Origin of the sequence: Nocardioides caricicola (assembly GCF_039541135.1) — a bacterium.
In the GTDB taxonomy this organism is placed as follows: Bacteria; Actinomycetota; Actinomycetes; order Propionibacteriales; family Nocardioidaceae; genus Nocardioides; species Nocardioides caricicola.
On the sequence record NZ_BAABFQ010000008.1, the window covers coordinates 21,776 to 48,770 of the forward strand.

The window sequence follows — 26,995 nt, forward strand, 5'->3', positions numbered from 1 at the left end:
CCGGCACCGCCGACCGGCCCGAGTTGGGCCGGTCGGCAAGAATGGCCCGGTGACCGAGCTGCCGCGCAAGGCCGTGGCGCGGACGGCGAAGCTGGCCGCGCTCCCGTTGGGGTACGCCGGCCGCAGCGCGCTCGGGATCGGCAAGCGGATCGGTGGCGCGCCCGCCGAGGTCGTGCTCACCGAGATCCAGCAGCGCACCGCCGAGCAGCTGTTCCGCACCCTCGGCGAGCTCAAGGGCGGCGCCATGAAGATGGGCCAGATGCTGTCGGTCCTCGAGTCGGCGTTCCCGGAGCAGATCGCGGGCCCGTACCGCGAGCAGCTGACCCGGCTCCAGGACGCCGCACCGCCGATGCCGACCCAGACGGTGCGGGACATCCTCGAGCACGACCTGGGCCCGGACTGGCGCGAGCAGCTGGTCTGGCTCGACGGCGGCCCGACCGCGGCCGCGTCGATCGGCCAGGTGCACAAGGGCCGCTGGCACGACGGGCGCGAGGTCGCAGTGAAGGTGCAGTACCCCGGCGCCGGCGAGGCGCTGCTCTCCGACCTGCGCCAGCTCAGCCGGCTCGCCCGCACCGCCGCTCCCCTGGTCCCCGGCGTCGACCTCAAGCCGTTGGTCGCCGAGCTCCAGGCCCGCGCGGCCGACGAGCTCGACTACCGGCTCGAGGCCGACGCCCAGCGCACGTTCGCCGAGGCCTTCCGCGACGATCCGGACATCGTGGTCCCCGACGTGGTCGCGGTCGGCGACACCACGCTGGTCACCGAGTGGCTCGAGAGCCCGGCGTCGATGGCGTCGGTGATCGCGGACGGCACCCAGGAGGAGCGTGACCACTACGGCGAGCTGTTCGTGCGGTTCCTGTTCTCGGGCCCGGCGCGCACCGGCATGCTGCACGCCGACCCGCACCCCGGGAACTACCGCGTGCTGCCCGACGGCAGGCTCGGCGTCCTCGACTTCGGCGCGGTCGCCCGCCTGCCCGACCGCGGGCTGCCCGAGGCGATGGGCCGGCTGCTGCGGGTCGCCGCCGAGCAGGACGAGGCCGGCCTGGTCGAGGGGCTGCGTGCGGAAGGGTTCATCAAGGACCGGGTCCGCGTGGACCCGGCGCAGGTTCTGGAGTACCTCGCGCCGTTCGTCGAGCCCACGAGGGAGGAGACGTTCCAGTTCTCGCGGCAGTGGATGCGCACCCAGTTCGCCCGGATCAACGACCCGCGCGACCCGGCGTACACCGTCGGCATGAAGCTCAACCTGCCGCCGTCGTACCTCCTGATCCACCGCACCTGGCTGGCCGGCCTCGGCGTGCTCTGCCAGCTCGAGTGCGAGGCGCCGTTCCGGCAGATCCTCATCGAGTCGCTACCGGGGTTCGCCGAGATCTAGGTGCATCACGTGCAGGCCCACCCGGCCGTGCGTGCGCGACTCGTACGCCCGCGGCACGGTGCCGATGATCGAGAAGCCCAGGGACTGCCAGAGGCGCACGGCGACGGTGTTGGTCTCGACGACGGCGTTGAACTGGATCGCGTCGAACCCCGCGTCGCGGTGCCACTGCACGACGTACTCCCCCAGCGCCCGGCCGACTCCGCGACCCCGCGCGGCGGGCGACACCATGAACGACGCCGTGCCGACGTGGCTGCCGCGGCCCGGCCGGTTGGGCCCCATGGTCGCGCTGCCGAGGACCTCGCCGACCTCCCCCATGACGACCGTCTGGCCGGGCGGACGCATGGTCCAGAGCTCGCGAGCCTGCTCCGAGGTCAGGTCGAGCGGGTAGGCGTAGGTCTCGCCCGCCTGCACGATCTCGTCGAAGAACGGCCAGACCCGGGGCCAGTCGGCCTCGGTCATGGGCTTGATCATTCGCCGGTGGACCCGTCGATCGACTCGCGGATCAGGTCGGCGTGGCCGTTGTGGCGGGCGTACTCCTCGATCAGGTGCAGCAGGATCCAGCGCAGGCTCATCGGCTCGCCGGTCCGCGAGGACGGCTTGGCGGCGTGGTCGTCCAGCTGCGCGCCGGCGATGACCTCGTCGGCGTCCGCGATCATCTCGTCGTACAGCGCCCAGACCTGCTCGGGACTCTCCGTCTTGGCGGTGTTCCACTCCCAGTCGTAGTCGGCGTCCCAGTCGACCGAGGCCCAGGGCTCGCTGAGGCCGTCGCCGTGGAAGCGGTCGCGCAGCCACGAGTTCTCGACCAGGCCGAGGTGCTTCACCATGCCGCCGAGCGTCATCGTCGACGGCGGGAGGGTCGTCGCGAGCTGCGCCGCGTCCAGGCCGCCTGCCTTCTGGCGCAGCGTCTCGCGCTGGTAGTCGAGGTAGGCGAGCAGCATCGTGCGCTCGTCGCCGTGGGTGGGCGGGTCGGTGCGCGTCATCGGGCAGGTCTCCTCGTGATGCAGTACGTCGTGCCGGCCGGGTCGGTCAGCACGGTCCACCAGTGGTGCCGGCGGATCTCGGTCGCGCCGAGGGCGACGTGCCGGGCGACCTCGGCGTCGCGGTCGTCGGAGGCGAGGTCGAGGTGCGCGGTGACCGCCTCGGCGTCGTCGTCGAGCCGCTGGACGAGCAGCTGGAGCGGGAACGACTCCGGCGGCTGGATCCGGGAGAACTCGGGCGAGTCCTCCGGGCGCAGGTCCCACCCGGTGGTCTGCACCCAGAACTCGGTCTCGCTGTCGTGCAGCCGTGGCGGGATGTCGAGGCAGACCTGGTCCACCTGGGAGCGACCGCCCGACCAGGCGGCCGCGGGCGGGCGCTCACCGGCCGGGTGGGACACGAAGCAGAAGACCAGGCCGCCGGGCGAGCGCAGCACGACGTACCCGTGGTTCCGGGCCAGGACGGCGGCGCCGCGCCCGACCGCGGCGTCGGCCGCGGCGTCCGGGTCGTCGACGTGCACGTCGAGGTGGATCCGGCCCGGGCCGTCCGCCAGCCGCTGCACGCGCAGGTAGTCGTCGCCCGTCGGCGGCACCAGCGTCGCGAACTCCTCGTCCTCCCCGCGACGCGGCGCGAGCGAGAACCCGGTGACGCCCTGCCAGAACGCGACGCCGTCCTCGAAGCCGTCCGCCCCGAAGTCGAGGAACGCGCTGATCCAGAACGGGGTGCTCATGCGACCGCCTTGTGGTGGACCGGGAGAACGCTCATGGAGCGAGGCTATCGACCCAGCGCTCCCCGGCCACCGTGGTTTTCCCGGCACCCGCGGTCAGCTCCGCGACCAGCGCGGCGAGCCGGGCCTCGTCCTCGGGCGGTACGCCGAGGCGCAGCGTGACGTGGGCGCCGTACGCCGTGTCGAGCACGGCGACGCCACGGGTGCGCAGCTCGCTCTCGACCCGGCCGGCGTCGGTGTGCTCGAGGTCGAGCAGGTGCTCGCGGACCAGGTCGCGGCGCAGGGTGCCGCTCGCCTCGATCCCCGCGCGGACGGCGTCGCCGTACGCGCGCACCAGGCCGCCGGCGCCGAGCAGGGTGCCGCCGAACCAGCGGGTGACCACGGCGACGACGTCGACGACCTCCCGGCCGCGGAGCACCTCGAGCATCGGCGCCCCCGCCGTGCCGGCCGGCTCACCGTCGTCGGACGAGCGCTCGACGTCGGGGTGGAGGCGGAACGCCGAGCAGTGGTGCCGGGCGTCCCAGTGCTGCTTGCGCAGCCGCTCGACCACGGCGCGGGCGGCGTCCTCGGTCTCGACGCGGGCGACCGTGCAGAGGAAGCGGGACCGCTTGACCTCGATCTCGGCCTCGGCGTCGCGCGCGACGGTCAGGTAGCTCACCACAGCTCAAACACGTCCCACGCGAGGGTCACGACGAAGGCCGACACGACGAGGATGAAGAACACGCGGACGAACCGCGCGCCCCGGCTGACCGCCGTGCGGGCGCCGACGTACCCGCCGAGGATGTTGCAGACCGCCATCACGACCGCGACCTTCCAGACCACCGCGCCCTGCGGGGCCAGCACCAGGATCGCGGCGAGGTTGGTCGCCCAGTTGGCCAGCTTCGCCTTCGCCGACGCCTCGAGGAAGCTGTAGCCCATCAGGCCGACCAGCGTGATCACGAAGAAGCTGCCGGTGCCCGGCCCGAGCGCCCCGTCGTAGAACCCGATCACCAGGCCCGTCGCCATCGCCGCCACCAGGTGCCGGCGGCCCTGGAACCGCAGCGCGGTCCGCTCCCCGAGCTCCGGCTTGACGAGCACGTACCCGCCCACCACGACCAGCGCGACCAGCACGATCGGCTCGAACGCCTCGCGCGGGATCTGGCTGGCGACCGCGGCGCCCGCCGCCGAGCCGAGGAAGGCCAGGGCCATCAGCGGCAGGAACGTCCTCGGGTCGGGCCGGATCCGGCGGTAGTACGTCGCCGCGCTCGCCGAGGTGCCCGAGATCGACGCGATCTTGTTCGTGGCGAGGATCTGGACGGTCGACGCGCTCGGCATGCCGAGCAGCAGCGCCGGCAGCTGGATCAGCCCGCCCCCGCCCACCACGGCGTCGACGAAGCCCGCCGCGAGCGCTGCGAGACCGAGCAGGGCGAGCACGGTGGCGGTGGGATCGTCCATCGCCGCCCATTCTCTCCAAGTCGGTTCCAAGTGGACCCCAAGCGGGGGTCGCGAGAGTCCTCCCACCGAACCGAATCGGACCGCACCGGAACCAGGTTCCGACACCCACACGACAGAGAGAGATCCCCATGAACCGCCTCGTGAACCGAGTGCTGATCGCGCTCGCCGTTCCCGCCCTCCTGATCCCCGCCGCCTCCGCCACCGCGGCGGCCGGCACGGCCCAGGTCCCCTCCATCGACCAGGTCGCCGAGATCTACGAGCACCTCGACGGGGGCTCGGCGTACGAGAGCACCTCGAAGGTCTTCGGCCCCGGCAAGAAGTGCAAGCCGGGCAAGGCCATCAAGGGCGCCAGCGCGCGCTCGGCGACGTACAACCCGGACTACACCTCCGGCGACCCGGGCGCGTTCGAGATCACCGGTGAGACGCCGATGGTGTCGGTGACCGCGATGAAGTTCCCGAGCGCCAAGTCCGCCATCGCCTACCTGCACGGCTACGACAAGTCCGCCAAGGACTGCGGCCCCGGCGGCGACGGCGGCGGCTCGGGCGGCGGCTCGGGTGGCCCGAAGTGCAAGTCGTCGATGAAGAAGATCGCCTTCAAGCTCGGTGACGAGCGCTACGGCTACCAGTTCAAGATGAAGTGCAAGGACTCGGCGTCGGTGATCAACACCCTGTTCACCCGCAAGGGCCAGTTCATCGTGTACGCCAACGTGATGTCGATGGACGCCTCCGCGCCGTCGATCCCGAAGTCGGTCGACCTCACCGAGCTCGCGCTCAAGACGGTCAGCTGACGCTGACGACTCCGATCCGCACGTCACGGCCTAGGGTCGTGGCGTGCGGATCGTCTCGTTGCTGCCCTCGACCACGGAGATCCTGTTCGCCATCGGTGCCGGCGACCAGGTCGTCGGGGTGACGTTCGAGTGCGACTACCCGGTCGAGGCGCGGACCCGTCGGATCGTGTCGACGTCGGCGATGCCCGAGGGGCTGGCCCCGGCGGAGATCGACGCCCACGTCGCGGGCGCGATGGCGCGCGGCGAGGACCTCTACCACCTCTCGGCCGACGCGCTCGCCGATCTCGACGCCGATCTGGTCGTCACCCAGGACCTCTGCGCCGTCTGCGCTGTCGACGTGTCCGTCGTCGACGACGCCCTCGCCCACCTCGGCTGCACCGCCGAGGTGCTGACCATCGACCCCCACACCCTCGACGAGGTGCTCGACTCGATCGTGACGCTCGGCGAGGCGACCGGGCACGTCCACGAGGCTCGCGAGCTGGTGGCGGCCCAGCGTGAGCGCCTGGGCGCCGTCCGGGCGCGGGTCGCCGGCCGCGCCCGGCCCCGGGTGATGCTGCTCGAGTGGACGGACCCGCCGTACGCGCCGGGGCACTGGGTGCCCGAGATGATCGAGGCCGCCGGCGGTGAGCCGCTGCTCGGCAAGCCCGGCGCGAAGTCGGAGCGGGTGCTGTGGGAGGCGGTGCACGACGCCGCTCCCGACGTGATCGTCTGCGCCCCGTGCGGGTACGACCGCGCGGGCGCGACCGCCCTGGCCGAGACGCTGGTGGAGTCCGGGGTGCTACCCGCCGGTGTGCCCGTCCACGCCGTGGACGCCAACGCCGCCTGGGCCCGGCCCGGCACCCGGCTCGTCGACGGGGTCGAGGAGCTGGCCTCGATCCTGCACCCCGTCGCGCGCTCGGCGTGAGCGCGCCAGGCCCACGGTGCCGATGACGACCCAGACCAGGTTGAGCACCGCCGACGGCCAGGCGCCGTAGTACGCCGAGTTGATCATGAGGAACGCGCCGCCGAAGAGGTTCATCAGCTGGAACGGCAGGCTGGTCCCGGTGATCCGCCCCGCCGTGACCAGCCCGTAGGCGCCGATGAGCAGGCCCATCCCGAGCCAGCCCAGCACGCTGATGACGATCACGGTCGCGTCCACGGCCTCATCCTGCCCTGCCCACCGCTGTCGGTGGCCCGCGGTAGACAGGGGGCGTGAGGGATCCGCAGGAAGGAGAGTGCCTGGTCTGCTTCGTCCATCGGATGCTCGACGACCACGGCTGCGACGCGACGCTGCTGTGGACCGACCACTTCAGGGAGGTGAGGTCGCCCACCGCCACCGGGTTGGAGAAGCGCTACCCGGTCGCGTGCGACTGCCGGCTGGTCGCCACCCGACGCCTGGTGCGTGAGCTGATGCTGCGCGACCTGCACACCGACGAGCTCGAGATGCCGCCCCGGCTGCCGACATGTGCGGGCGTGCGCCGTACCAACACCCGCCCGTGCGCGAACTGGGAGCGTCAGTCGCCGACCCAGAAGCCCCTGCCGCCGAACCAGTCGCCGTAGCCCCCGCCGTAACCACCCGTGCCGCGGGGTCCGCGCGAGCCGAGGTAGGAGCCGACGACCGCGGCGCCGAGGTCGTCCAGCTCGGGCGCCACCACCCGGCCGTCGACCCGACGCGCCATCTGGTCGATGAACCGGCCCAGCCCCGGGTCCTCACCGAGCCGGAAGAACGTCGTCTGCGCGCCGAGGCGGCCGGCGTTGTCGAGCTCGCGCACGGCGTAGGCGACGGTCAGCGGGTGCGGCGGGTAGGAGAAGTAGACCTCGCCGTCGGGCTCGAGGTGGGACGTCGGCTCACCGTCGGTGACGATCAGCAGCACGGGCTGGGCGTTGGGGTGCTTGCGGAAGTGCCGGTTCGCGAGCAGCAGGGCGTGGTGGAGGTTCGTGCCCTTGTCCCACCTCGCGTCGAGCCCGGTGAGCTGCTCGATCTCCATCACCTCGGCGTGCCGCCCGAAGCCGATCAGCTGCAGGTCGTCACCGCGGAAGCGGGACTTGATCAGCGTGTGCAGCGCCAGGGCGGTGCGTTTCATCGGGACCCACCGGCCGTCCATCGCCATCGAGAACGACGTGTCGACCAACAGCGCCACCGCGGCCTGGGTGCGTGCCTCGGTCTCCTGCACCTCGACGTCGTCGATGGAGAGCAGCGGGCCGCTCGGGTCGCCGGCGCGGCGGAGCACACCGTTGAGCATGGTGCGCGGGACGTGCCACGGCTCGGTGTCGCCGAACGCCCACTCGCGGGTGGCGCCGGACAGGTCGCCCGCGGCGCCGGCGCGCTGGAGCTCGCGCTGGCCCTGGCGGCCGTTCATCCGCTCGGCGACGTCGCGCAGCAGCGCCTTGCCCAGCTGGCGCATCGCCTTCGGCGACAGCCGCAGCTGGCCGTCGGTGCCGCGCTTCATGTAGCCGGAGTCGCGCAGCGCCTGCTCGAGCCGCTGCAGGGTGCGGGCGTCGACCGCGGCCTCGTCGCCCAGCTGGCGCGCCAGCTTGTCGAGGTCGAGGTCGTCCATGCGGGCGCCGCCGTACGACTGCGAGAGCTGGTCGCTGAGGGCGTCGAGGTCGGCGAGGTCCTGGAACACCCCGGTGCCGTCGCCGAGGCCGAGACCCTCCTCGCCCGACATCTGCTCCGAGCCGCCCCAGTCCTCGCCCGGCCGGAGTGCCTGGAGGTTCGAGTCGAGCCGGTTGAGGGAGTCCATCAGCTCGGGCGAGCCGAACGCCTGCTGGGACAGCTGCATCAGCTGCTCGCGCTGCTCGGGCGACATCGAGTTGAGCATCCGCTGCGCGGCCGCGGCCCGCTGGGCCATGGAGTCGAGGAGCTCGTCGATGTTCTGCGGGTTCTCCGGGAAGAAGTCGCCGTGCTTGGCCATGAACTCGTCGAAGTCCTGCTGGGTGTCCTCGCCGAGCCGGTGCTTCTCGAGCAGGTCGTTGAGGTCCTGCAGCATCTCGTTGACCGCGGCGCGGTCCTCGTCCGTGGCGTTCTCGAGGGCCTGCTTCATGCCCGCGAAACGCTGGTCGAGGAGCTCGCGGCCGAGGAGGTCCTTGATCTTCTCGTAGTCCTCGCGGGCCTCGCGGCTCTGCCAGTCGTACGACGACAGCTCGCTCACCGCGGCCGCAGTGCTCGGCGGGAGGTTCTCCAGCTGCATCTCGCGGAACGCGCGATCGCCGTCGTCCATCATCGCGTCGCGGGCGAGCTGCTTGCGCTCCTCGAGGAGCGCGTGGTCGAGGAGCTCGCGCACCTCCTGCAGGGTGCCGTCGAGGTTGTGCCGCTGCGTCAGCTCGCGGCGGCGCTCGGCGACCCGGCGGGCGAGGTCGTCGAGACCCGTCTGGTCCTGGCCACCGCGGCGGAGGAACTCCCGCATCGCGCGCTCGGGCGAGTACCCCGCCATCACGTCCTCGCCGATGGCGTCGAGCGCCTCGGCGAGGTCGACCGGTGGGGCGAGCGGGTCGCCGCCGTCGTACCGCTTGAAGCGGGTCCGGTCCTTCATCTGCGCCACCTCATCGGAGGACCTTCCGCATCCACACGTCGTCGGGGTACGGCGGGTTGGGTACCCGCTCGACCTCGGTGAACCCGTGCCGGGCGTAGAAGCCGGCCGCCTGGTCGTTGCCCGCGACGTGCTCGAGCCAGAGCTCGTCACCGTCGACGAGGTGCTCGGTCGCGGCGAGGAGCCGGGCCCCGAGCCCGCTCCCCTGGTGCTCCGGGTGGATGTAGAGCTTCCACATCACCTCGCGATCGCCGCGGCGTCCGAGGTTCGCCATCCCGACGATCTCGCCGTCGGACTCCGCGACGACGTGCGGCAGCCGGCCGACCTGGTCGGCCAGACGGTCGACCGCCCACCACTCGTCGAGGATCAGCGCCGAGAGTGCCGGGTCGATCGGGTCGTACGTCGCCGGGATCACGACCTCGCCGAGCGTCCGCAGCCCGGCGACGTCGGCAGCAGTGCCTGCACGGACCTCAGCCATACACGGTCTCCGTGCCGTCGGTGTCCTTCCCGATCTTGCGGGCGAGGTAGAGGCCCTCGAGCGCGAGCTCGATCGCGCACGCCCGCTCGCCGTCGTTGCGGGCGCCGAACCGCTCGCACACGTCGTCGTACAGCTCGGACTCGCCCAGGACCGGGAGGCCGGTGAGGAAGTCGCGGGCGGTGACCTGCTCGCCGGTGGTGACCATCGCGCCGTTCTCGATGGCCTCGACGAGGAGCGCGAAGTCGAGTCCGCGGAAGTGGTTGCGCACGGTCTCGGCGGTGGCGGTGCGGAGCAGGTGGGTGAGGATCTCGGCCTCGCGGCCCTCCTCGCCGCTCTCGAACTCGATCTTGCCGCCGAGGACGTCGACCGCGGTCTCGAGGTCGACGACCCGGGCGACGGCGTCCTCGCCCTGGACGGTCGCCCGGTGCAGCGCCGCCGCGGCGATGGTCTCGGCGCCGGCGATCGCGAACCGCGCGGACACCCCGGAGCGCTGGTCGACCGCGTTGGACTCGCGCAGCTGCCGGGTGAAGCGGGCCAGGACCTCGATGAGCGCGTCCGGCACGTCGGCGACCAGGTCGGCCTCCTGCCGGATCACCGCGACCTCGTCCTCGAGCTCGCTCGGGTAGTGGGTGCGGATCTCCGCGCCGAAGCGGTCCTTGAGCGGGGTGATGATGCGGCCGCGGTTGGTGTAGTCCTCGGGGTTCGCGCTGGCAACCACGAGCACGTCGAGCGGCAACCGCAGCACGTAGCCGCGGATCTGGATGTCGCGCTCCTCCATCACGTTGAGCATCGCGACCTGGATCCGCTCGGCGAGGTCCGGCAGCTCGTTGATCGCGACGATGCCGCGGTGGCTGCGCGGGATCAGCCCGAAGTGGATCGTCTCGGGGTCGCCCAGCGACCGGCCCTCGGCGACCTTCATCGGGTCAACGTCGCCGATCAGGTCGGCGACGCTGGTGTCCGGGGTGGCGAGCTTCTCGGCGTACCGCTCGTCGCGGTGGCGCCACGAGACGCGCAGGTCGTCGCCGTACGTCGCAGCGGCGGCCTTCGACTGGTGGGTGATCGGGTCGAAGGGGTGCTCGCCGAGCTCGGAGCCGGAGATCACCGGCGTCCACTCGTCGAGGAGCCCGACCATCGTGCGCAGCAGCCGGGTCTTGCCCTGGCCGCGCTCGCCGAGCAGCACCACGTCGTGCCCGGCGATCAGGGCCCGCTCGAGCTGGGGGATCACGGTGTCGTCGAAGCCGTGGAGCCCCGGCCAGGGGTCACGGCCCTCGCGCAGCGCGGCGAGCAGGTTGGCGCGGATCTCCTCGCGCAGGGTCCGCTGGACGTGGCCGGAGGCACGCAGCTCTCCGACGGTGCTGATCGTGGGAGCAGAGGTCACGTGCGCCACGCTACGCCCGCGACGCAAGGGCGGACACCGTCTCCGGTTGCCGGCGGCGGTTCTGACCGACCAGTGGCGCCAAGACCGGCGTCTAGGCTCGCGTCATGCCCCTCCAGCAGACCTGTCCGTGCGGATCGGGGACGCCGTACGACGCGTGCTGCGGCCGGCTGCACCGCGGCGCCGACCGGGCGAGGACCGCCGAGGAGCTGATGCGGTCGCGCTACGCGGCGTACGCCGTGGGCGACCTGGACTACGTGTTCCGCACCTGGCACCCCCGCACCCGGCCCGAGGACCTGTCCCCCGAGCCCGGCCTCACTTGGACCGGGCTGACGGTCGTCGACTCGGGAGCGGACTGGGTCGAGTTCGTGGCGACGTTCGAGAGCCACGGCCGGCCCGGCGAGATGCACGAGCGGAGCCGCTTCGAGCAGCGGGCCGGCCGCTGGGTGTACGTCGACGGGGTGGTGTCCTAGGTCGCGGGTTCAGCGCTCGTCGGTGAAGACCGGCGCCCGTCCCTCGCGCCGAGCCACGGTCGCCTCCTCGAAGTTCGAGGTGAGCAGCCGCAGGTAGAGCTGGCCGATGCCCTCGGAGGACAGGTACGTCTCCAGCGAGGTGGCGGACTGCCCGGCGTGCAGCGACTTCTTGGTCAGCTCGACGCCGGGCTGCGAGAACCCGGCGATCCGCTGCCCGACCTCGACCGCGGCCGCGACGACGTCCGCGTGCACGGACGAGACCAGCCCGATCCGCTCGGCCTCCTCGGCCGAGACGTCGCGGCCGGTGAGCATGATGTCGGCGGCGCGGGTCGACCCGACGGCGCGGGGCAGCAGGAACGACAGTCCGAGCTCGCTGGCGGTCAGGCCGTTGTTGATGCCGGCCGCGCGGAAGTACGCCGCCGGCGCGGCCAGCCGCAGGTCGCAGGCCAGCGCCAGGCACAGCCCGCCGCCGATGGCCGCGCCGTTGACGGCGGCGATGACCGGCTGGTGCAGCCGCCGGATCGTCAGCACGACGTCCTCGAGGGCCTCCATCGCCCGCAGCGCGTACGTCGGCCGGGTCACCCCGGCGACCCCCGGCGGTACGCCGGCCGACTCCTGGTCGGCGCCGGAGCAGAAGCCCGACCCCGCGCCGGTCACCACCACCGCCCGCACGCCGTTGTCGTCGCCGAGGGTCGTGAGCGCCTCCCGGAACGGGACCATCACGTCGTAGGCCATCGCGTTCATCCGCTCCGGCCGGTTGAGGGTGACGACCGCGACCTCGGGGACGGGCCGGTCGACGAGCACGAAGGACATGGAGCGAGGGTAGGGGTGGCGCGCGGCAGTGGCACAGTGTCGCCGTGAACCTCGACGACCTCGCGCATGCCCAGAACGCCGTCACCTCGATCGCGGTCGGCGTGTCCCCGGACGAGTGGCAGCTGCCGACCCCGTGTGACGGCTGGGACGTCGCCGCCGTGCTGCGCCACCTGATGGTCGGCGAGCGGGCCTTCACGATCTCGCTGGGCGGCACCCCGTACGACCTCGCCGCGATCGACGCGGACGCGCAGACCGTCGACCTCGAGGACCTGCCGCGGGCCTACGAGATCGGCGCGCGGCAGCTGCGCGACGCCCTGGACGCCGCCGACCCCGACGCGACGTACCCCACCGGCATCGGGCCGATGCCGCCGACCCACATCGCCGAGCTGCGGACCATCGAGGCGCTCGTGCACGGGTGGGACCTCGCGCGCGGCGCCGACCTGCCCCTCTCCGTCGACCCTGCGGTCGCCGAACGGGCGATCGCGCACAGCCGGGCGCTGCTCGAGCGCCTGCCCGAGGACCGCAGCCCGTTCGCCGCGCCGCAGCCGGTCGCTGACGACGCGCCGGCGCTGGACCGGCTGGTCGCACTGCTCGGACGAGCACGCTAGACCTGCGAACTCGGGACCATCGGCCCTGCTCCTCCCGCCACCGGCGATTCACGATGGTGCTCCAACGAGGAGGAACCCATGCCCGAGTCGATCGACCTGAGCCACGACGACTGCCTGCGCCTGTTGCGCGGCGGCGTCGGCGGACGGATGGCGATCTGCACGCCCACCGGTCCGCACATCGTCCCGGTCAACTACGCCGTGCTCGACGACGCCATCGTCATCCGCACCTCGCCGTACAGCATCCTCGGCACGTACGGGCGGAACACCACGTTGGCGTTCGAGGTGGACTGGTTCGACCACGAGCGACAGCGCGGCTGGAGCGTCGTGGCGCGCGGGCGCGGCGACGTCGTCACCGACCCCCACGAGCTCGAGCACATCCGGGAGACCCGCGCGCCGCGCCCGTGGGCGGGCGGGGGCCGCACCCTCTTCCTCCGGCTGCGGTGGACCGAGCTCACCGGGCGCCGCCTCGGCGAGGCCTGGGACCTCATCGAGTCCATGCCCGTGCGCCGCTTCCCCTGACTGGGGCAGACTGACCCGCGTGCCCGACGTACTCCCGGCGTCCACCCGCGCTCTCCTGGACGCGGTCAACGCGATCTCGTCCGACCTGGACCTGCACGCCGTCCTGAGCCGGATCGTCGAGGCCGCGACCCGGCTGACCGAGGCACGGTACGGCGCCCTCGGTGTCCTCGGCGGCGACGACCTGCTGGCCGACTTCGTGACCACCGGCATCGACGACGCTGGGCGGGCCCGGATCGGCCCGCCCCCGCACGGGCGCGGCATCCTCGGCCTGCTGATCAAGCACCCCGAGCCGATCCGGCTCGACGACCTCGCCCAGCACCCGGGCTCGGTGGGCTTCCCGCCCAACCACCCGCCGATGGGCACCTTCCTGGGCGTCCCGGTCCGGATCCGCGGCACGGTGTTCGGCAACCTGTACCTCACCGAGAAGGCCGGCGGCCAGTCCTTCACCGTCGAGGACGAGCGGCTGGTCGAGGCGCTGGCGACCGCCGCCGGCTTCGTGATCGAGAACGCCCGCGCCTACGGCATCAGCGAGCGGCGCCGCCAGTGGCTGGAGGCGTCCGCCGAGCTCAACGACGCCCTCCAGCCGCCGATCGAGTCCGGCCCGGCGCTCGAGCAGGTCGCGCGGACCGCGCGCTCCCTGACCGGCGCGACCGCCGCGGCCGTCGCCCGCATCGACGCGGGCGTGCCGACCCACGCGATCGCCGCCGACGCCGACCAGCTCACCGAGGTGGAGGCCGCGCTCGCCACGCTGGACCCGGCGCGGTGGCCGGAGGACGACCTGCTCGACCTGCAGCTGGGGCGGTTCGCCGTGATCCTCGTCCCGCTGCGCTCGCACCTGGTCACCGACAGCGTGCTGGCGGTGGTGTTCGAGTCGACCGACGACGTGCCGACCGACGACGCGCGGGCGCTGCTCGCGTCGTTCGCCGACCAGGCCGGCCTGGCGCTGGACCGGGCCCAGGGCGTCGAGGACCGCGCACTGCTCGCGGTCACCTCCGACCGCGAGCGGATCGCGCGTGACCTGCACGACCTGGTGATCCAGCGGATCTTCGCGACCGGCCTCCAGCTCCAGAGCATCGGCATGCGCGTCGACTCGCCCGACGTCAGCGCCCGCATCGACGAGGCGGTCGAGGCTCTCGACCTCACGATCAAGGACATCCGCGGCACGATCTTCCAGCTCCAGCACACCGACCAGAGCGCATCGCTGCGGGCGGAGCTGAACGCCCTCGCCAAGGAGTACGGCCCACTCCTCCACTTCGACCCGCCGGTGCGCACGGTCGGCCCGGTCGACACCGCCGTCCCTCCCGACGTGCGGCACCACCTGCTCCCCGTGCTCCGGGAGGCACTGTCGAACGTCGCCCGCCACGCCGGCGCGCACAGCGGGTCGATCGAGCTGGAGGTGAACGCCACCGAGGTCCGGCTCACCGTGCTCGACGACGGAGTCGGCGTGGGCAGTGGGATCCGCAGCGCGTCCGAGCACGGGCTGCGCAACGCCCGCCGCCGGGCCGCGGCCCTGGGAGGCGCGGTCGAGCTCAACCCGCGCGAGCCGCACGGCACGTCGTTCGTCTGGCGCGTCCCGCTGCTGTGAGCCTCAGCTGATCAGAGGTGCCCGGTCTCGGGGTCCAGCAGCTTGCTGGCGAGCACCGCGGCCTGGGTGCGCCGCTCGAGGCCGAGCTTGGCGAGGATGCTGGAGACGTAGTTCTTGACCGTCTTCTCGGCCAGGAACATCCGCTCGCCGATCTGCCGGTTGGTCAGGCCCTCCGCGATCAGCTCGAGCAGCTTCAGCTCCTGCTCGGTCAGCGAGGCGAGCTCCGGGGCGGTCTTCGGTGGGTTGCGCACCCGCTCCAGCACGCGCGCGGTCAGGCTCGGGTCGATCAGCGACTTGCCCTCGGCCACCTGGCGGATCGCGGCGACCAGGTCGCGCCCCTTGATCTCCTTGAGCACGTAGCCGGCCGCCCCGGCCATGATCGCGGCGAACAGCGCCTCGTCGTCGTCGTACGACGTGAGGATCAGCGCCTGGATCGACGGGTCGACGGCGCGCACGGTGCGGCAGACCTCGATCCCGGATCCGTCCGGCAGCCGCGCGTCGAGCACCGCGACGTCGGGACGCAGCGCCGGGATCCGGTGCGCGGCGTCCTCGGCGGAGCCGGACTCGCCGACCACCTCGATGGTGCCGGTGCTCTCCAGGAGCGCGCGCAGTCCCTGCCGGACCACCTCGTGGTCGTCGAGCAGGTAGACGCGCACCGTGTCATCAGTCATGCGTAGTTCCTATCAGGTCCAGCGGGCTCCGCACCCGGGACCTAGGACCCTTCTGGGCGCTTCGAGCCCGCAGGACGCTGGAGACGTGATCAACGCACTGGTCGTCTACGAGTCCCTGTACGGCAACACCGAGGAGATCGCCCGCGAGGTGGCCTCCGGCCTCGAGTACGGCGGCGCCGCCGCGACCGTCCGTCCCGTCGCGGAGGTCGACCCCGCCGAGATCGCCCGCTACGACGTGGTGGTCGCCGGCTGCCCGACGCACGCGTTCTCCATGCCCTCCCGACGCACGCGCGGCGAGGAAACGGGTCTGCGCGAGTGGATCGAGCACCTCGAGCCGGCGATCGGGGCGCGCCCGGCGTTCGCGGTGTTCGACACCCGGCGCGACCTCCGGGCGCGACACCTCAGTGGCTCCGCCGCCCGGTCCGCGACCCGTGCCCTGCGCCGCCGTCACCGGGTCCTCGCCGACGACCCGGCGTCCTTCTACGTCTCCGGGAACGAAGGGCCGCTGCTCCCCGGCGAGGCCGTGCGGGCGCGCGCCTGGGGAAGCCGCCTGGCCCGGTGCACCTCCCAGCGGTGACCGGCCGCAACGCCGCGACCGCGCGACGCGTGGTCGGTGGGACGTACCTGTGCTGCGCCGGGCTGAACGCCGGGCTGGTGCTGGCCGACCCCGAGGTCTATCGCGACTTCGCGGCCTCGTCGTACCTGCCGTTCGTGCGCACCGGGTGGCAGGAGGTCGTGATGGCCGACCCGACCGTCTGGATCCTGCTGCTCGCCGCCGGTGAGGTCGTGATCGGGACGCTGCTGCTGAGCTCGTCACCCTCAGCGGTCCGCGTCGGCTGGGCAGCGGTGATCGCCTTCCAGGTCCTGCTGATGCTGTTCGGGTTCGGCTTCTGGGTGTGGTCGGTGCCCGTCCTGCTCGTGCTCGTCCCGCTGGCACGCCGCGACGTCGCCGGCCTCAGCCGAGGCTGACGACCCGGTCGACGCGGTCCAGCCCGGCCTCGGCGTGGGTGATCCACACGACCGAGCGGCCGGTGCCGTCGAGCACCTCGGCCGCCAGCGCCTCGGCGGTGGCGCCGTCCAGGTGGGCGGCCGGCTCGTCGAGCACCAGCACCGGCTGGTCGGCGAGCAGCGACCGGGCGATGGCGATCCGCGCCCGCTCGCCACCGGACACGTCGGCGTGCCCGTCACCGAGCCAGCTGTCCAGGCCCTCGGGCAGGGCGTCGAGCCAGTCGCCCAGGCGGGCGGCGCGGAGCGCGACCTCGACCTCCGCGTCGGTGGCGGACGGCCGAGCGAGCCGGACGTTCTCCCCCAACGTCGTGGCGAACACGTGCGGGTCGTCGTCGACCAGGCCGACCGTACGGCGCACGTCGTCGATCGCGAGGTCCGGCAGCGCGCGCCCGCCCAGCGACACGGTGCCGCGCACCGGGTCGACGAAACGGAGCAGCAGCGCGGCGAGCGTGCTCTTGCCGGAGCCGGTCGGGCCGACGACCGCGACGCGTTCTCCGGACGCCAGGGCGAGGTCGAGGTCGTGGAGCACCTCGCGGCCGTCCCACGCCGCCGCGACGCCGGTGACGGCGACGTCGTGCTCGGCCAGCGGCACCGGTGTGCCGGGATCGGCGACGGCCGGAGCCCGGTCGGCGAGCTCGGTGAGCCGCGCCTCGGCGGCGCGGGTCCGGCTGGCGAGCGCACCGGCGTCGGCCATGGTGCCGGCGACCTCGCCGAGCGCGAGCGGCAGCAGGGCGAGCAGGGCCAGCAGCGAGCCGGAGACCTCTCCTCGCAGCAGCAGCGCCGCCGCGGCGACACCGACGCCCGAGCAGAGCAGCACCAGCGCGCGCCCGGTCGCGGCCCACGTGGCGGCGGCGACGCTACGCCGGCCGAGCTCGTCACCCAGGGCCGCGACCCGGTCCACGGCGCGCTCCTCGGCCTGCCACATGGTCAGCTCGCTCGCGGTCTGCGCCGCCTCGACGACAGCCTCGGAGAGCTCGGCGCGGGTGGCCACCGCGACCCGTTCCGCGCGGGCGGCCCCGCGCCGGGCGAGCGCGTACGCCGCGCCACCGGCAGCGCACAGGCCCAGCAGCACGGGCAGCACCACCGGGGCAACGAAGGCCGCGAACACCAGCGCGAGCCCGGCGGCGATCGCGAAGCCGCGCACCGGCATCCGCACCCGCAGCTCGCGGTCGAGCACGCTGTCGACGTCGTCGACCACGGCGGCGAGCAGGTCGCCGCGTCGGCGGCCGAGCGCGCCCGGCGTCAGCGGCACGACGGCGTCGTACACCTCGACGCGGCGGTCGGCGAGCAGGCCGAGGACCACGTCGTGGGACCGCAGCCGCTCGGCGTAGCGCAGCACCGGGCGGGCGATGCCGAACGTGCGGACCGCCACGATCGCGACGAGCAGCGTCATGATCGGCGGCTGGGCGGAGGCCTCGACGATCAGCCAGCCGGCCGTCGCGGTCAGCGCGACGCCCGATGCCGAGGCCAGGCCTCCGAGGACGGTGGCCAGGCCCAGCCCGTGCCGCTTCTCGGCGGGCGGCTCGGCGGGCGGGGTGGGTCGCGCGGCGACGGAGACCGCGCGGACCGGGACGACCGCTTCCGGAGCCGGGAGGGTCACGACGCGGTCCGCCAGCGCCACCAGCGCCGGGCGGTGCGCGACGACGACGACCGCGCTCCGGCGCCCGAGCTCGCGGACGGTCTCGACGATGACCCGCTCGGTGTCGGCGTCGAGGTGGGCGGTGGGCTCGTCGAGCAGGACGTAGGGCCGGTCCGCGAGCACCACCCGGGCCAGCGCGAGCCGGGCGCGCTCACCGGCCGACAGCGTGGCGCCGTCCTCGCCGAGCGGGGTGTCGATCGGCACGGGGAACGCGACCTGCGCCAGCGCGTCGCGCAGCTGCTCGTCGGTCGCGGCCGGTGCCGCGAGCCGCAGGTTGTCCGCGACGGTCCCGGCGACGAACACCGGCCGCTGCGGCATCCAGGCGATCCGGTCGCGCGACGGACCGTGCACGACGCCGGACGTCGGCTCGAGCAGGCCGGCGAGCACCGCCAGCAGCGTGGACTTGCCGCATCCCGAGGGGCCGGTGACCGCGAGCACGCCGCGGTCGGGGACGGACAGGCTGACGTCGTCGAGCGCGGGTACGGCGCGGCCGGGCCGCAGCACCGACACGTGGTCGAGGACGAGCGCACCGGGACGCCGGGTCGGGGTCGCATCCGCCGCCTCGGTCAGCTCGCTGGCCGCCTCGAACGTCGCGACGCCCTCGGCGGCGGCGTGGAACTCCTGGCCGACGCGGCGCAGCGGCCAGTAGGCCTCGGGCGCGAGCAGGAGCACGACCAGGGCGGTCTCGAGGTCGAGGTCGCCGTGCGCGAGCCGGATGCCGACCGTGACCGCGACCAGCGCGACCGACAGCGTGGCCACCAGCTCCAGCACCGCCGAGGACGCGAACGCGACCTGCAGGGTGCGCAGGGTCCGGATGCGGTACCGGTCGGTGACCGCACGGATCGTGGCCGACTGCGCCTCGGCCCGGCGGAACGCGACCAGGGTCGGCAGCCCGCGCATCACGTCGAGGAAGTGGCCCGACAGCGAGGCGAGCGCGCGCCACTGCGACCGGGCGCGGTCCTGGGTGGCGAGGCCGACCAGGATCCCGAAGACCGGGATCAGCGGCAGCGTCACCACCACGATCAGGGCGCTCATCGGGTCCTGGGTCGCGATCGCCACCAGGGTCACGACGGGCAGGACGCCCGCGAGCACCAGCGTGGGCACGTACCGGGTGAGGTACGGCTCCGCGGCGCTCGCACCCCGCGTCGCCAGCCCCGCGAGCTCTCCGGTGGGCCGGCCGGCGCCACCGTCGCGCAGGATCGCGCGGACCACGCGCCGGCGTACGTCGCCGCCGACGTGCGCGGCCGCGCGGGCGGCCATCACGTCACTGGTCCAGCCGACCAGCGACCGGGCGAGGAACACCGCGACCACGGCCGCCGCCCAGGGGGCGACCGGCCCGTCGCCGATCGCGGCCAGGATCAGCTCGGTGACCACCCAGGCCTGACCGACCAGCAGCAGGCTCCCGGCGACGCCCGCCACCAGCACGGCGGCGAGCGGTCGCCGCGCGGGTGCCAGCTGTTGCCGGACCCGCGGGTCGGTCGGCCTCATGCGACGGCTTCCAGCTCCTGGTCGGAGATGTGGTGCTCGGCGATCCGCTTGCGGAAGACCCAGTAGGTCCAGGCCTGGTAGCCGAGCACGATCGGGGTGAAGATCGCCGCGACGATCGTCATCACCTTCAACGTGTAGTCGGTCGCGGACGCGTTGGTCGTCGTCAACGAGAACGCCTCGCTGGTCGAGGACGGCATCACGTCGGGGAACAGGCCCACGAACAGCCCGGCCACGGCCAACCCGATGCAGACGAACGTCCCGATGAACGCCCAGCCCTCGCGGCCGGCGTACGCCATCGCGATCGCGCCGACCAGCGCGAGCGCCGCGACCAGGAACAGCACCAGCGACCCGGCGTTGCCGGTGAGGAACTGCGTCCACACGAGGAACGCGACCGCCGCCGCCGCGGCGAGCAGGCCGGACCCGACCGCGACGCGGCGGGCGCGGAACCGGATCTCACCGTCGGTCTTGAGCGCCAGGAACGTCGCGCCGTGGGTGAGGAACAGCAGCAGGGTCACCAGACCGCCGAGCAGGCCGAACGGGTTGAGCAGGGTGAACATCGAGCCGGTGAACTCCTTGTCCGCGTCGATCGGCACCCCGCGGACGATGTTCGCGAACGCCACGCCCCACAGGAACGCCGGGACGTAGGAGCCGACGATGATCGCGCGGTCCCACCAGGAGTGCCAGGACGCTTCCGGCCGCTGGTGGCGGTACTCGAACGCGACGCCACGGACGATCAGCGCGAGCAGGATCAGCAGCAGCGGCAGGTAGAAGCCGCTGAAGAGCGTGGCGTACCACTCGGGGAACGCCGCGAACGTCGCGCCGCCGGCGGTGAGGACCCAGACCTCGTTGCCGTCCCAGACCGGGCCGATCGTGTTGATCATGATGCGACGCTCGCGGTCGTCGCGGGCCAGCCACGGCAGCAGCATGCCGACGCCGAAGTCGAAGCCCTCCAGGGTGAAGTAGCCGATCCAGAGGACGGCGATCAGGCAGAACCAGACGGTGGTGAGTTCCATGACTGTCTCCTTCCTCAGTAGGCGAACGCCAGCGGGCGGTCTTCGTCGTCGGTGTCACGGCCCGGGTCGGGCGGCTCCTGGAACGGGTCCGCGCCCTTCTTGACGACCCGGATGATCAGGCCGAGCTCGATGACCATGAGCACCGCGTAGATCAGCACCAGCGAGATGATCGAGATCCAGGCCTCGGTCGTGCTCACTCCGGGCGAGACGCCGTTCCGGGTCGTCATCAGCCCGAACACGACCCAGGGCTGGCGGCCCATCTCGGTGAAGATCCAGCCGAACGAGCTGGCGACGACGGTGAGGATCGGGGTGGCGATCGCCATCCGGCCGAACCACTTCGACGTGGGTGCGCGTCCCTTGCGGGTCAGGAACAGGATCAGCGCCCCGAAGAACGCGGCCAGGAAGCCGCAGCCGATCATGTAGCGGAACGTCCAGTAGGTCACCGGGATGTTCGGCGAGTACAGCTCGGACGGGTCGTAGTAGCGCGCTCCCGGGTCCTGGCCGAACTCCTCCTGGTACTGCGCGCGCAGGTCGTTGATGCCCTCCACCTCGCCGTCCCACGTGCCGGTCGCGAGGAACGACAGCAGGCGCGGGATCTTGATGGAGAACTTCTCCTCCTGCCCGTCCGGCGTACCGATCGTGAAGAGCGAGAACGACGCAGGCGCCTCGGTCTCGTAGAGCCCCTCGGCCGCCGCCATCTTCATCGGCTGGACCTCGGTCATGATCTTGCCCTGGTAGTCGCCGGTGATGGCGACGCCGAGGCCCGCGACCAGCAGCACCCAGGCTCCGAACCGGATGCCCTTGCGGTACATCACGCGGTCGGGGTCCGGCGTCCGGTCGCGGACGTAGAGCCAGGCGGAGATGCCGAGGATGAAGGCGGCGCCGGTCATGTACGCCGCGAACACGACGTGCGGGAACGTCGCGAGCTGGACCTTGTTGAACATCACGGCCCAGAAGTCGGTGAGCTCGGCACGGCCGGTGTCGGGGTTGTAGTCGTAGCCGACCGGGTGCTGCATCCAGGAGTTCGCGGCGAGGATGAACCAGCTGCTGGCCAGGGTCCCGAGGTGCACGATCCACATGCAGCCGGCGTGCAGGCCGCGCGGGAGCTTGTCCCAGCCGAAGATCCAGAGGCCGAGGAACGTCGACTCGAGGAAGAAGGCCAGCAGCGCCTCGACCGCCAGGGGTGCGCCGAAGACGTCACCGACGAAGCGGGAGTAGTCCGACCAGTTCATCCCGAACTGGAACTCCTGGACGATGCCGGTCACCACGCCGATCGCGAAGTTGATCAGCATCAGCTTGCCGAAGAACTTCGTCAGCCGAAGCCACTCGGGCGACCTGGTGCGCAGCCACTGGGTCTCCATCGTCGCGACGAGCGCGGTGAGACCGATCGTGATCGGCACGAACAGGAAGTGGTAGACCGTGATGATGCCGAACTGCCACCGAGCGATGTCCAGGATGTCCACCCGCGCACTCCGATCCGCTGTCGTATCGACCCGTCGAAGCGACGCGTCGCAGACACGCTAGGGAAACCGTCGCGCGGGGCGCCCGGGCCGAGGGTCACCCGGATCGGGCCAAAAGTCCTTTGCCGCGGCCGGCGTGGGGAGGGGCCCTGGGCGATAGTCCCTCACGTTGTGGCTGCCGACACGCCGTACGGGACGACCAAAACGTTAGGGACTATCGCAGCGGAGAGGCCACCAGGGCTCAGACGCTCAGGATCACCGACGAGCCGTGCCCGAAGAGGCCCTGGTTCGCGGTGATGCCGACCCGGGCGCCCTCGACCTGGCGGCCGGTCGCCTGGCCACGCAGCTGCCAGGTCACCTCGCACACCTGCGCGAGGGCCTGGGCGGGCACGGCCTCGCCAAAGCAGGCGAGCCCACCGGACGGGTTGACCGGGATCCGGCCACCGATGGTGGTGTCGCCGGCCCGCAGCAGCGCCTCGGCCTCGCCGCGCTTGCAGAGCTGCAGGTCCTCGATCCAGTCGAGCTCGAGGGCGGTGGACAGGTCGTACACCTCCGCCAGGCTGACGTCGGCCGGGTCGATGCCCGCCTCCTCGTACGCCGCCTGCCCGATCGACTCCTTGAACGTCCGCTCCGGCGCCGGCACCGCGTTGGTCGACTCGGTCGACAGCAGCGGCATGTCGATGACCGTCTGCGGGAACGTCGGCGTCACCGTGGAGATCGCGTTGATCTTCACGCCACCGCCGATGCCGTGCCGGGCGGCGTACTCCGTCGAGCACAGCACGACCGCGGCCGCACCGTCGGAGGTCGCGCAGATGTCCAGCAGGTGCAGGGGGTCCGACACCACGGCGCTGGTCAGCACGTCCTCGACGCCGACCTCCTTGCGGTAGCGGGCGTTCGGGTTCTCCAGCCCGTGCTTGGCGTTCTTGACCTTGACCCGAGCGAAGTCCTCGGGGGTCGCGCCGTACAGGTCCATCCGGCGGCGCGCGTAGAGCGCGAAGTACGCCGGGTTCGTCATGCCGAGCAGCCGGAACCGCAGCCAGTCCGGGTCGTCCCACCGCTCCCCCGCGTTCGGCGCCAGGAAGCCCTTGGGCGTGGTGTCGGCCCCGACGACCAGCGCGACCTCCGACAACCCCGCCAGGATCCGTGCGCGGGCGGTGTCGAGCGCCTGGGCTCCCGTCGCGCAGGCGGCGTACGACGTGGCGACCTTCGCGCCGTTCCAGCCCAGCGCCTGGGCGAACGTCGCGCCGGCGACGTAGCCGGCGTAGCCGTTGCGGACGGTCTCACCGCCGACGATCAGGTCGACGTCACGCCAGTCGATGCCGGAGTCGGCGAGCGCCGCGCGGGACGCGTGCACGCCGTACTCGACGAAGTTGCGGCCCCACTTGCCCCACGGGTGCATGCCGACACCGGCCACCGCGACGTCAGGTGCGCTCACTGGTCGGCCTCCTCGCCCATCTCGGTCACCGGCTTCCAGCGCCAGATCGAGTGCTCCGCGTCGAGGTCCTCGACGACCAGCTCGGCCTCGGCCCCGACCCGCAGGTCGGCGACGCCGTAGCCCTGGGCGACCTGGCCCAGCACGACCAGCCCCTCCGGGAGCTCGACGGCGGCCAGCGCGAACGGCTCGAAGGGGTCGGTGGTCGGAACGTACGGCGGCGGTGGCTGGTACTGCGCGTCCGTGTAGGACCAGATCGTGCCGCGCCGCGACAGCGCGGTCTCGGCGAACTCGTCGCCGGAGCACGCGGGGTTGCGGCAGAACCCGGACGTCGGTGGGAACACCACGGTCTCGCAGGTCGTGCACCGGGACCCGAGCAGCGTCGGTTCCGGTCCGGTGGTGAACCACCCGTCGATCGCCGGCGTCGTCATCCGCCCTCCTGAGAACTAGAACAGGTTCTCATTGTGGCACGGGTGGGTGTGGGTCGTCCGCCTCAGGGCTTGCCGGAGACAGCCGAGAGGCGGACGACCCGTCAACCGCGAGCCAGGTAGGCCAGCAGGTCGTGCCGGGTGACCACGCCCACCGGCTTGCCGTCCTCGTGGACCAGCAGCGCGTCCGCGCCCTCGAGCGCACCGACCGCGTCCTGGGCCGGCTCGGTCGAGCCGATCGAGGGCAGCGGCGGCGACATGTGCTGGCTGACCGGGTCGGTCAGCTTGGCGACGCCGGTGAAGAGCTGGTCGAGCAGGGTCCGCTCGGAGACCGAGCCGACGACCTCGGCGGCCACGACGGGCGGCTCGGCGCGGACGACGGGCATCTGCGAGACGGCGTACTCCTGCAGGATCGCGACCGCCTCGGCGATGGTCTCGCCCGGGTGCGTGTGCACGAGGTCCGGCAGCCGGCCGTCCTTGCCCCGCAGCACCTCGCCGACGGTCTGCGCCGGCCGCTCGACGCCGTCGACCGGGAAGCCGTACTGCGCCAGCCAGTCGTCGTTGAAGACCTTGGTGAGGTAGCCCCGGCCGGAGTCCGGCAGCAGGACGACGATCACCGCGTCCTCGCCCTCGGGCGTGCCCTCGAGCTCGTGGGCCAGCTGGACCGCGGCGTGCACGGCCATGCCGGAGGACCCGCCGACCAGCAGCGCCTCCTCGCGGGCCAGGCGGCGCGTCATCGCGAACGAGTCGGCGTCGGAGACCTCGATGATCCGGTCCGCGACGGAGCGGTCGTAGGCGTCGGGCCAGAAGTCCTCGCCGACGCCCTCGACGAGGTACGGCCGCCCGGAGCCGCCGGAGTACACCGAGCCGGCCGGGTCGGCGCCGATCACCTGGACGCCCGGGTTCTGCTCCTTGAGGTAGCGGCCGATGCCGCTGATCGTCCCGCCGGTGCCGACACCGGTGACGAAGTGGGTGATCCGGCCCTCGGTCTGCGACCAGATCTCGGGGCCCGTGGTCTCGTAGTGCGAGCGCGGGTTGTTCGGGTTGGAGTACTGGTCGGGCTTCCACGCGCCGGGCTGCGACGCGAGCCGGTCCGAGACGTTGTAGTAGGAGTCCGGGTGCTCGGGCTCGACGGCGGTCGGGCACACCACGACCTCGGCGCCGTACGCCTTGAGCACGTTGCGCTTGTCCTCGCTGACCTTGTCGGGGCAGACGAAGATGCACTTGTAGCCCTTCGCCTGCGCGACCATCGCCAGCCCCACGCCGGTGTTGCCCGACGTGGGCTCGACGATGGTGCCGCCGGGCTGGAGCTCGCCCGAGGCCTCGGCGGCCTCGATCATCCGGGTCGCGATGCGGTCCTTCACGGAGCCGCCCGGGTTGAGGTACTCCACCTTGGCGAGGACGATCGGTCCCTTCGCGCCGTTCAGGGAGCCCGTGGACTTCGAGAGCCTCAGCAGCGGGGTGTTGCCGATGAGGTCGAGGAGAGAGTCGACGTACTGCATCTGGCCAATCTAGAGCCGGGCGTCACTTCGCCGTAATCCTCGGCTCCGTAAGGTGGGGCCGTGGGGAAGACAGCGGCTGCCCGAAAGCTCGCGTCCACCGCTGCGTACGGCGGCGGCGGGCTGACCGTGCTCAGCGCGGGGCTCTACGGCCTGCTGCGCTTCGAGGCGACCACCGCGCGCAAGCGGATCGGCAACGCGGAGGACGAGCCGCCCGACGCGACCGGGTGGTACGGCCGCGGCCGCCCCGGCCCCGCGATCAAGGTCGCGCTGCTCGGCGACTCCAGCGCCGCGGGGTACGGCGTCGAGCGGGTCGAGGAGACCCCGGGCGCCTACCTCGCCAGCGGGCTGGCCGAGGAGGCCGACCGCCGGGTCTACCTGCGCAGCTTCGCGGTCGTCGGCGCGATGTCGTCGGACCTCGCCGCGCAGGTCGACAAGGCGCTGCCCACCGAGCCCGACGTCGCGGTGATCCTGATCGGCGCCAACGACGTCACCCACACCGTGCTGCCGGCGGCGTCGGTCCGCTTCCTCTCCGAGGCGGTACGCCGGCTGCACGACGCCGGCATCTCCGTGCTGGTCGGCACCTGCCCGGACCTCGGCACCATCAAGCCGATCCTGCCGCCGCTCAAGCAGGTGGCGCGGGTGTGGTCGCGGCGGCTCGCCGCCGCCCAGACGATCACGGTCCTGGAGGAGGGTGGCCGCACCGTCTCGCTCGGGTCGATCCTCGGCCCGGAGTTCGACGCCGCGCCCGCGCTGCTCTTCGGGCCGGACATGTTCCACCCGTCCGCACAGGGCTACAAGGCACTCGCGCAGGTGCTGCTGCCCTCGACGCTGGCGGCGCTGGGCCTGATCGACGACGACGAGGTGCGACCCGAGGCGTACCGCGGCGAGGGCGTGCTGCCGATCGCGAAGGCAGCGGTCCAAGCCGTCCAGACGCCCGGCACCGAGCTCGGCGGCGCGGAGGTCGGCGGCAGCCGGCGCGGCGTGCGCGGGCTGTGGGTCGAGCTGCGGCACCGCCGTCGCCGCCCGGACGCGGAGGTCGAGGCGCCCGACGAGCAGGAGCAGCTGGAGTCGGTCGACTGAGTCAGCAGCGGTCGCGGACCTGATAGATCTCGGGGCCTCTCGCGGTGACCCTGCCGACCTCGCCGTCGGCCGTGCGGTACGTCGCCGTAACGCCGTCGAACGACGCGTCGTCCACCTGGTCGAAGCGCAGGTGCATCACCAGGAGACCGGTCTCGTCCTCGGCCGGTGACCAGAACGCCACCGGACCGCGCTGGCTCCAGAACAGGAACTTGTCGTCCAGCACCTTCGCGCGGTCGGCCCAGGTGGCCGCGCCACCGAAGGGGATCTGGCCGCCGAAGTTCATCGGCGGGACGTTGATGTCGCCGCCGACCTTCGTCACGCCGACAGGGTTGACCAGCTTGAACCGGAACGAGTCCAGGTCCGTGTTCGCCTTCCAGGTCACGTCGAACCAGGCGAGGTCGGGCGTAGCGGCCCGGTCGAAGCAGATGGTCCCGCCGGTGTCGAGGTGCAGGTCGAGCGGCGCCGGCTCCGCCGGCGGCTGGCTCGGGGAGTCGACACGCTGCACCGACGCCGTCGGGGTCGGTGCGGGCGGGGCCGACGAACCACCGTCGTCGGAGCTGCAACCAGCCAGGACTGCGATCGTCAGTGCCGCGACGGCGGTCCGCATGTTCACGGCTCACT

General features: G+C 72.6%; 28 protein-coding genes and 1 pseudogene. 11 read left to right on the forward strand and 18 right to left on the reverse strand.

What is annotated here, in order from left to right; translation table 11 throughout:
• The first annotated feature begins 49 nt into the window (after positions 1-49).
• The gene (locus ABD875_RS17680; protein WP_345180591.1) at positions 50-1,369 is read left to right on the forward strand and encodes an ABC1 kinase family protein; all 1,320 of its coding nucleotides are present in this window, start codon (positions 50-52) and stop codon (positions 1,367-1,369) included.
• Here the strand turns inward: ABD875_RS17680 and ABD875_RS17685 are convergent.
• The 5 genes from ABD875_RS17685 to ABD875_RS17705 are packed head-to-tail and all read right to left on the reverse strand — an operon-like array spanning position 1,346 to position 4,505.
• Entirely contained in the window at positions 1,346-1,828 is a 483-nt protein-coding gene (locus tag ABD875_RS17685; RefSeq protein ID WP_345180593.1) for a GNAT family N-acetyltransferase, read from the reverse strand. The genes ABD875_RS17680 and ABD875_RS17685 overlap by 24 nt on opposite strands.
• Before the next feature lie 8 nt (positions 1,829-1,836).
• On the reverse strand, positions 1,837-2,349 hold the full coding sequence (locus ABD875_RS17690) for a DinB family protein (RefSeq protein WP_345180595.1): 513 nt from the start codon (positions 2,347-2,349) through the stop codon (positions 1,837-1,839).
• Entirely contained in the window at positions 2,346-3,074 is a 729-nt protein-coding gene (locus tag ABD875_RS17695) for a VOC family protein (protein WP_345180597.1), read from the reverse strand. The genes ABD875_RS17690 and ABD875_RS17695 overlap by 4 nt, the downstream gene beginning before the upstream one ends.
• Positions 3,075-3,105: 31 nt before the next feature.
• Positions 3,106-3,729 (reverse strand): YigZ family protein, encoded by a 624-nt coding sequence (locus tag ABD875_RS17700; protein ID WP_345180600.1) that lies wholly within the window; start codon positions 3,727-3,729, stop codon positions 3,106-3,108.
• Positions 3,726-4,505: a sulfite exporter TauE/SafE family protein gene (locus tag ABD875_RS17705; RefSeq protein WP_345180602.1), complete on the reverse strand. Its 780-nt coding sequence runs from the start codon at positions 4,503-4,505 to the stop codon at positions 3,726-3,728. Before ABD875_RS17705 ends, ABD875_RS17700 begins: the two co-directional genes overlap by 4 nt.
• A gap of 128 nt (positions 4,506-4,633) precedes the next feature.
• On the opposite strand from ABD875_RS17705, the gene ABD875_RS17710 reads away from it, so the two are divergent.
• The gene (locus ABD875_RS17710; RefSeq protein ID WP_345180604.1) at positions 4,634-5,293 is read left to right on the forward strand and encodes a hypothetical protein; all 660 of its coding nucleotides are present in this window, start codon (positions 4,634-4,636) and stop codon (positions 5,291-5,293) included.
• A gap of 43 nt (positions 5,294-5,336) precedes the next feature.
• Positions 5,337-6,197 (forward strand): ABC transporter substrate-binding protein, encoded by an 861-nt coding sequence (locus ABD875_RS17715; RefSeq protein WP_345180606.1) that lies wholly within the window; start codon positions 5,337-5,339, stop codon positions 6,195-6,197.
• A gap of 12 nt (positions 6,198-6,209) precedes the next feature.
• Here the strand turns inward: ABD875_RS17715 and ABD875_RS22615 are convergent.
• A pseudogene (locus ABD875_RS22615) lies at positions 6,210-6,431 on the reverse strand (CBU_0592 family membrane protein); the annotation flags it as partial.
• A gap of 53 nt (positions 6,432-6,484) precedes the next feature.
• On the opposite strand from ABD875_RS22615, the gene ABD875_RS17720 reads away from it, so the two are divergent.
• On the forward strand, positions 6,485-6,832 hold the full coding sequence (locus ABD875_RS17720; protein ID WP_345180608.1) for a DUF2695 domain-containing protein: 348 nt from the start codon (positions 6,485-6,487) through the stop codon (positions 6,830-6,832).
• On the opposite strand, the gene ABD875_RS17725 is transcribed toward ABD875_RS17720, so the two are convergent.
• Genes ABD875_RS17725 through ABD875_RS17735 form a run of 3 tightly spaced genes read right to left on the reverse strand, consistent with a single transcriptional unit; the run spans position 6,787 to position 10,658 of the window.
• Positions 6,787-8,805: a vWA domain-containing protein gene (locus tag ABD875_RS17725; protein ID WP_345180611.1), complete on the reverse strand. Its 2,019-nt coding sequence runs from the start codon at positions 8,803-8,805 to the stop codon at positions 6,787-6,789. The two genes, ABD875_RS17720 and ABD875_RS17725, sit on opposite strands and share 46 nt — an antisense overlap.
• 10 nt (positions 8,806-8,815) lie before the next feature.
• Complete coding sequence (locus ABD875_RS17730; protein ID WP_345180613.1) at positions 8,816-9,280, reverse strand: GNAT family N-acetyltransferase; 465 nt, start codon at positions 9,278-9,280, stop codon at positions 8,816-8,818.
• A complete protein-coding gene (locus ABD875_RS17735) occupies positions 9,273-10,658 on the reverse strand; it encodes a MoxR family ATPase (protein WP_345180615.1) in 1,386 nt (461 codons plus the stop codon). The genes ABD875_RS17730 and ABD875_RS17735 overlap by 8 nt, the downstream gene beginning before the upstream one ends.
• Positions 10,659-10,762: 104 nt before the next feature.
• Between ABD875_RS17735 and ABD875_RS17740 the strand changes: the two genes are divergently transcribed.
• Positions 10,763-11,128, forward strand: a complete 366-nt coding sequence (locus tag ABD875_RS17740; RefSeq protein WP_345180617.1) for a YchJ family protein — start codon at positions 10,763-10,765, stop codon at positions 11,126-11,128.
• 9 nt (positions 11,129-11,137) lie between these two features.
• On the opposite strand, the gene ABD875_RS17745 is transcribed toward ABD875_RS17740, so the two are convergent.
• Positions 11,138-11,941 carry an enoyl-CoA hydratase gene (locus tag ABD875_RS17745; protein ID WP_345180619.1) on the reverse strand — a complete coding sequence of 268 codons (804 nt, stop codon included), beginning with the start codon at positions 11,939-11,941 and terminating at the stop codon, positions 11,138-11,140.
• Positions 11,942-11,985: 44 nt separating this feature from the next.
• Between ABD875_RS17745 and ABD875_RS17750 the strand changes: the two genes are divergently transcribed.
• The 3 genes from ABD875_RS17750 (at position 11,986) to ABD875_RS17760 (ending at position 14,653) form a co-directional block, all read left to right on the forward strand.
• Positions 11,986-12,549: a TIGR03086 family metal-binding protein gene (locus ABD875_RS17750; protein WP_345180621.1), complete on the forward strand. Its 564-nt coding sequence runs from the start codon at positions 11,986-11,988 to the stop codon at positions 12,547-12,549.
• A 78-nt stretch (positions 12,550-12,627) separates the two neighbouring features.
• On the forward strand, positions 12,628-13,068 hold the full coding sequence (locus ABD875_RS17755; RefSeq protein ID WP_345180623.1) for a pyridoxamine 5'-phosphate oxidase family protein: 441 nt from the start codon (positions 12,628-12,630) through the stop codon (positions 13,066-13,068).
• Positions 13,069-13,087: 19 nt separating this feature from the next.
• The gene (locus ABD875_RS17760; RefSeq protein WP_345180626.1) at positions 13,088-14,653 is read left to right on the forward strand and encodes a GAF domain-containing sensor histidine kinase; all 1,566 of its coding nucleotides are present in this window, start codon (positions 13,088-13,090) and stop codon (positions 14,651-14,653) included.
• 11 nt (positions 14,654-14,664) lie between these two features.
• On the opposite strand, the gene ABD875_RS17765 is transcribed toward ABD875_RS17760, so the two are convergent.
• On the reverse strand, positions 14,665-15,324 hold the full coding sequence (locus ABD875_RS17765; protein ID WP_345180628.1) for a response regulator: 660 nt from the start codon (positions 15,322-15,324) through the stop codon (positions 14,665-14,667).
• An 85-nt stretch (positions 15,325-15,409) separates the two neighbouring features.
• Here ABD875_RS17765 and ABD875_RS17770 point away from each other — a divergent pair, with 85 nt between their 5' ends.
• Together ABD875_RS17770 and ABD875_RS17775 are read left to right on the forward strand one after the other, a co-directional pair.
• Positions 15,410-15,901, forward strand: a complete 492-nt coding sequence (locus ABD875_RS17770) for a flavodoxin family protein (protein ID WP_345180630.1) — start codon at positions 15,410-15,412, stop codon at positions 15,899-15,901.
• Positions 15,883-16,293 (forward strand): hypothetical protein, encoded by a 411-nt coding sequence (locus ABD875_RS17775; RefSeq protein WP_345180632.1) that lies wholly within the window; start codon positions 15,883-15,885, stop codon positions 16,291-16,293. The genes ABD875_RS17770 and ABD875_RS17775 overlap by 19 nt, the downstream gene beginning before the upstream one ends.
• On the opposite strand, the gene cydD is transcribed toward ABD875_RS17775, so the two are convergent.
• From cydD to ABD875_RS17805, 6 genes are all read right to left on the reverse strand, one after another.
• Positions 16,280-19,459: a thiol reductant ABC exporter subunit CydD gene (cydD, locus tag ABD875_RS17780; RefSeq protein ID WP_345180634.1), complete on the reverse strand. Its 3,180-nt coding sequence runs from the start codon at positions 19,457-19,459 to the stop codon at positions 16,280-16,282. The genes ABD875_RS17775 and cydD overlap by 14 nt on opposite strands.
• A complete protein-coding gene (cydB, locus tag ABD875_RS17785; protein ID WP_345180636.1) occupies positions 19,456-20,472 on the reverse strand; it encodes a cytochrome d ubiquinol oxidase subunit II in 1,017 nt (338 codons plus the stop codon). The genes cydD and cydB overlap by 4 nt, the downstream gene beginning before the upstream one ends.
• A 14-nt stretch (positions 20,473-20,486) precedes the next feature.
• Complete coding sequence (locus tag ABD875_RS17790; RefSeq protein WP_345180638.1) at positions 20,487-21,935, reverse strand: cytochrome ubiquinol oxidase subunit I; 1,449 nt, start codon at positions 21,933-21,935, stop codon at positions 20,487-20,489.
• Between the two features lie 238 nt (positions 21,936-22,173).
• Complete coding sequence (locus ABD875_RS17795) at positions 22,174-23,367, reverse strand: lipid-transfer protein (RefSeq protein WP_345180640.1); 1,194 nt, start codon at positions 23,365-23,367, stop codon at positions 22,174-22,176.
• Positions 23,364-23,795: a Zn-ribbon domain-containing OB-fold protein gene (locus tag ABD875_RS17800; RefSeq protein WP_345180642.1), complete on the reverse strand. Its 432-nt coding sequence runs from the start codon at positions 23,793-23,795 to the stop codon at positions 23,364-23,366. Before ABD875_RS17800 ends, ABD875_RS17795 begins: the two co-directional genes overlap by 4 nt.
• A gap of 101 nt (positions 23,796-23,896) precedes the next feature.
• A complete protein-coding gene (locus ABD875_RS17805; protein WP_345180644.1) occupies positions 23,897-25,294 on the reverse strand; it encodes a cystathionine beta-synthase in 1,398 nt (465 codons plus the stop codon).
• 60 nt (positions 25,295-25,354) lie between these two features.
• On the opposite strand from ABD875_RS17805, the gene ABD875_RS17810 reads away from it, so the two are divergent.
• On the forward strand, positions 25,355-26,374 hold the full coding sequence (locus ABD875_RS17810) for an SGNH/GDSL hydrolase family protein (protein ID WP_345180646.1): 1,020 nt from the start codon (positions 25,355-25,357) through the stop codon (positions 26,372-26,374).
• A gap of 1 nt (position 26,375) precedes the next feature.
• Here ABD875_RS17810 and ABD875_RS17815 read toward each other — a convergent pair whose 3' ends face one another.
• Positions 26,376-26,987 carry a YdgH/BhsA/McbA family protein gene (locus tag ABD875_RS17815; RefSeq protein ID WP_345180649.1) on the reverse strand — a complete coding sequence of 204 codons (612 nt, stop codon included), beginning with the start codon at positions 26,985-26,987 and terminating at the stop codon, positions 26,376-26,378.
• Between the last annotated feature and the right edge of the window lie 8 nt (positions 26,988-26,995).